This window comes from Mycobacterium sp., from assembly GCF_047975165.1.
GTDB lineage: Bacteria > Actinomycetota > Actinomycetes > Mycobacteriales > Mycobacteriaceae > Mycobacterium.
Genome location: NZ_JBKECZ010000070.1, coordinates 1 through 4,168, shown reverse-complemented (window position 1 = coordinate 4,168; position 4,168 = coordinate 1). Strand labels below are relative to the sequence as shown.

General features: G+C 69.8%; 4 protein-coding genes and 1 pseudogene. 4 read left to right on the top strand and 1 reads right to left on the bottom strand.

Annotation, left to right across the window (positions count from 1 at the left end; all coding sequences use genetic code 11):
- Positions 1–311, top strand: a pseudogene (locus tag ACK5M9_RS07790) (hypothetical protein); the annotation flags it as partial.
- A 135-nt stretch (positions 312–446) separates the two neighbouring features.
- The gene (locus ACK5M9_RS07785) at positions 447–881 is read left to right on the top strand and encodes a hypothetical protein (protein WP_416892601.1); all 435 of its coding nucleotides are present in this window, start codon (positions 447–449) and stop codon (positions 879–881) included.
- Between the two features lie 64 nt (positions 882–945).
- Here ACK5M9_RS07785 and ACK5M9_RS07780 read toward each other — a convergent pair whose 3' ends face one another.
- Positions 946–1,644, bottom strand: a complete 699-nt coding sequence (locus ACK5M9_RS07780; protein ID WP_416892600.1) for a DUF3060 domain-containing protein — start codon at positions 1,642–1,644, stop codon at positions 946–948.
- Positions 1,645–1,709: 65 nt separating this feature from the next.
- Here ACK5M9_RS07780 and ACK5M9_RS07775 point away from each other — a divergent pair, with 65 nt between their 5' ends.
- Positions 1,710–2,591 carry a family 16 glycosylhydrolase gene (locus tag ACK5M9_RS07775; protein WP_416892599.1) on the top strand — a complete coding sequence of 294 codons (882 nt, stop codon included), beginning with the start codon at positions 1,710–1,712 and terminating at the stop codon, positions 2,589–2,591.
- A gap of 6 nt (positions 2,592–2,597) precedes the next feature.
- Positions 2,598–4,079, top strand: coding sequence for a bifunctional phosphatase PAP2/diacylglycerol kinase family protein (locus tag ACK5M9_RS07770; RefSeq protein WP_416892598.1), 1,482 nt, complete (start codon positions 2,598–2,600; stop codon positions 4,077–4,079).
- The last annotated feature ends 89 nt before the right edge of the window (positions 4,080–4,168 follow it).

Below are 4,168 nucleotides of genomic sequence, written 5' to 3'. Positions count from 1 at the left end.
AGACGCATCTGCAGACGCCGCCCCCGGCACCGGCGAAGACAACGGCCCGGCCCGCACCGGTGACCACCACTGCGCCCCCGCCGCCGAACCCGCAGCCCGCCGGCGCCGACGTCGGCGCACCGGGATTTCCTGCCGAACGGCAGGCTCCGGCAGAGCCGGCACCGCCGTCGGCGAAAATGACCACCGAATGGCTGCATGTCCCGCTGATTCCGGTCCCGATCCCCATCCAGGTCCCGGTCGGCGAGAATCCGCAGGACCCAGGTGCAGCGGCCCCGGAACCGCAGAACCCGTTCCGAAGTTCGGGGAACTGAACGTTTCGGTTGTCCGTTGCCAGCGTGTTGTCTGAGGGTGATACCCGCTCCGGTTGGCCGGGTGCGGCCGCGGTGGCGGATGTCGCCGGTGGACGGCACACTGGTGGCCAACAGTTCGACTTGCTAGGAGGTCGCGTGAGCGGCAGTGATTCTTCGGGTGGCGGGTTCGGTTTCGATCCCGACGACATCGATCGGGTGATCAGGGAAGGCACCGAGGGGTTGCGCGAGGTGTTCGAGCGGATCGGCAAGTTCGTCGGGCCGCCGGGTGCCCGCCCGGTATGGTCGGCCATCTTCGAGGATCTGTCCCGGCGCGCCCCGTCGCAGCCGGAGACCACCGGTGAGGCCGGTGACGGCGTGTGGGCGATCTACACGGTCGACGCCGACGGCGGCGCCCGGGTGGAACAGGTCTTCTCCACCGAACTCGACGCCCTGCGGTCCTATAAGAGCAACACCGACCCGAAGCGCAAAGTGCGGTTCCTGCCGTACGGCATCGCGGCCAGCGTGCTCGACGATACCGCCGACGATTCCGGTGAGGATCCGGCCGACGATCCGGCCGACGATCCGCGGTAGCCGAACGCGGTGAGCCGGTCGCCGGATCGTATCTTCGGCCCGGCCCGACTCGACCCCGCCCGGCTCAGCCCTGCTCGACCACGTTTCCGCTCCCGGACTTGCTGATCTTCGGCGACCCGGAGTGATAGGTCACCCTGTTGTTGAGGCCGGAGGCCTCGATCGCGTCAACGGCATCGACCTCGACCGCGTTGTCCACCCCGGAGACGTCGACACGCGCACAGTGTCCGGTCAGCACAACCGTGTTGGAGATACCGCTGACCGTGATCGTGCCGTCCCTGCACTCGATCGTTCTGTTCCCATCGATGCCGGAGATGGTCACCGGTGCGCCGGCCGGCTCGGTGGCCGGCGGCGCCTGCGGGGTCGGCTGATGTCTCTTGCCGGTGGTGGGTGCGGCGCGATTCGGGACGCGGCGCGGCGCGCTGGTGGGCGAGGCGCTGTGGCGGGGCGGCAGGAGACCGCCGTCGCTTCGGGACATCTGACGCCCGGTATAGGTGGCGACGGCCCATGCCCCTACCAGGAGGCCGATCATTGCGATGGCGGCCAGGATCCAAACCCCCCGGCGACCCGCTGACGAGGTGGGCGCCGCACCGGGGTAGGGGCCGCCATAGCCGGGGAACGGCGGCGCCGCCGGTCCGGGAGGCACTGACGGGTAAGGCGGGCGGGAGTCGTCACCGCCGCCGCCCAGTTCGGAGGCGCGCGCCATGTCGGCCAGCGGCTGTTCCAGCTCCCGGATCCGGGCTTCGGGATCGTCCTGGGAGTTCATCGGTTGATGATCCCACACGGCACGGAGACTGCGCCCCGGCGCGCGTGCTGATATCGTGCGTTGCCATGTCACAGATGGATCGCCGTCGCATGATGACGCTGGCCGGATTCGGCGCCCTGGCGGCCGCAATCCAGGCTCCGACTGCGGGGGCGAACCCGTCCCGGCCGCTCTCCCCGGCGCGCCCGGCCCCGATGCCGGCAGCGCCCGCGGCGGGGCCTCCCGGTGGGCTGATCTGGCACGACGAGTTCGACGGTCCCGCCGGCTCGGCCCCGGACCCGTCCAAATGGGTGGTGTCGAACTTCCGCACGCCGATCCGCAATCCGGTCGACTTCGACCGGCCCCAGTATTGGGGGCAGTACCGCGACAGCCGGGCGAACGTGTGCCTGGACGGCAACTCCAACCTGGTGTTGCGGGCTACCCATGACGACACCGGCTACTTCGGCGGCCTGGTCCACGGCCTCTGGCGGGGCGGCATCGGGACCACCTGGGAAGCCCGGATCAAGATGAACTGTCTGGGGCGGGGCGTGTGGCCCGCGTGGTGGTTGTCCAACGATGACCCCGGGCGCGGCGGCGAAATCGACCTGATCGAGTGGTACGGCAACGGCAGCTGGCCCTCGGGAACCACCGTGCACGCGAACCCGGACGGCAGGGCATTCGAAACCCATCCGATCGGTGTCGACGGCGCGTGGCACCGGTGGCGGGTCTTCTGGGACCAGTTCGGCATGTATTTCTGGCTCGACTACGTAGAGGACATGGAGCCCTACTTCTCGGTTCCGGCGATCGGCATCGAGAACATCGACGAGCCGATTCGCGAGTGGCCGTTCAACGACCCGGACTACACCGTGTTCCCGATCCTGAACCTGGCCGTCGGCGGTTCCGGTGGCGGCGACCCGGCAGCGGGCACCTACCCGATGGAGATGCTCGTCGACTGGGTGCGGGTCTTCTAGCCGACGATGACCTGGTGGCCGCTGCGCGGCATCGCCGAGATCACCCGCGGCTTGGGCGACCTCGATCGCGAACTGTTCGACGCGGTCGCCGAATCTCCCAACCCGCTGCTGGACGCGCTCATGCCGCCACTGACCCGGGCGGCCGACCACTCCAAGCTGTGGTTCGGTATCGCCGGTGTCATGCTGGCGTCGGGAAACCGATCCGCCCAGCGCGGCGCCGTCCGTGGCGTGGCGACGCTCGCGGTCACCAGCCTGTTCGCCAACCAGGTCGCCAAACGAATCCGCCGGCGCCCCCGTCCGGACTACGACGCGGTGCCGCCGGGCCGTCGGGCCCACCGGCGCCCGACATCCAATTCGCTGCCCTCGGGGCAGTCCGCCAGCGCCGCCGCGTTCGCCGTCGCGGCGGGCCTGGAGAGCCCGCCGCTGGGGTTCGGGCTGGCCCTGCTCGCGGGCCTGGTCGGCCTGTCCCGGGTGGCGACGGGCGTGCATTACCCGGGCGACGTGATCGCCGGGTTCGGTATCGGGGCGGGAATCGCCGTGCTGGGCGGCCGGCTGGTGCCGCCGGTCGTGGAGACCGCATTGCCGAAAACCGAACCGCTGAGGGTTCAAACCCAGCCGCGGCCCGGCGGCGCCGGCGTGGTCCTGGTGGTCAATCCGGCATCGGGCAGCGGCACCGGCACCCGCGTCGTCGAGCAGGTTCGCGTCGAGTTGCCCGAGGCCCGGATCGTCGAGCTGGCACCCGGTGACGATCCCGCCGCGGTGCTCCGGGAGGCCGCCGAGGGCGCCGAGGTGCTGGCCGTCGGCGGCGGCGACGGGACGGTCGCCACGGCGGCGGGGGTCGCGGTCGACGCGGGACTGCCGCTGGCGGTCTTCGCCGCCGGCACCTTCAACCACTTCGCCAAGGACATCGGCTGCGACACCGTGGCAAAGACGGTCGCCGCGATCCGGGACGGCAGCGCGGCGTATGTGGACCTGGTGTGCCTCAACGACAGCCAGATAGTGGTCAACACCGCCAGCATCGGCGCCTACCCGTTGTTCGTCCGCAGGCGGGAGTTGCTGGAGAAGCGCATCGGCAAGCCGCTGGCGGCGCTGTATTCGATGCTGCGCACCTTGCGCACCGAGCCGTCGGTGCGCATCCACTACGACAACACGACGCTGGCGACGTCGCTGTTCTTCGTCGGCAATTCGCAGTACCTGCCATCGGGTTTCGCACCCGCCCTGCGACCGCGGGTGGACGACGGGTTGATCGACGTGCGCATCCTGGAAACCGGCCGCCGGCTGGCGCGGACCAGAATCCTGTTTTCACTGGCGCTGGGTCAGCTACCGCGCTGTGCGCTCTACCACGAGATGCAGGTGCCCAGGTTCAGCTTCACCGCGGTGGACGGCCCCACCGTCATCGCCCACGACGGCGAGGTCGGAAAGGTGTATTCCGAAGCGGTGTTCGAGGCGAAATACCGGGTGCTGCCGGTGTTCCGGCCGCTTGCGTGAGGGCGGTGGCCTGGGGCAGGGGGCGGCTGTATATATGTCGAGCCGATGACGGGAATCGAACCCGCGTATTCAGCTTGGGAAGCTGATGT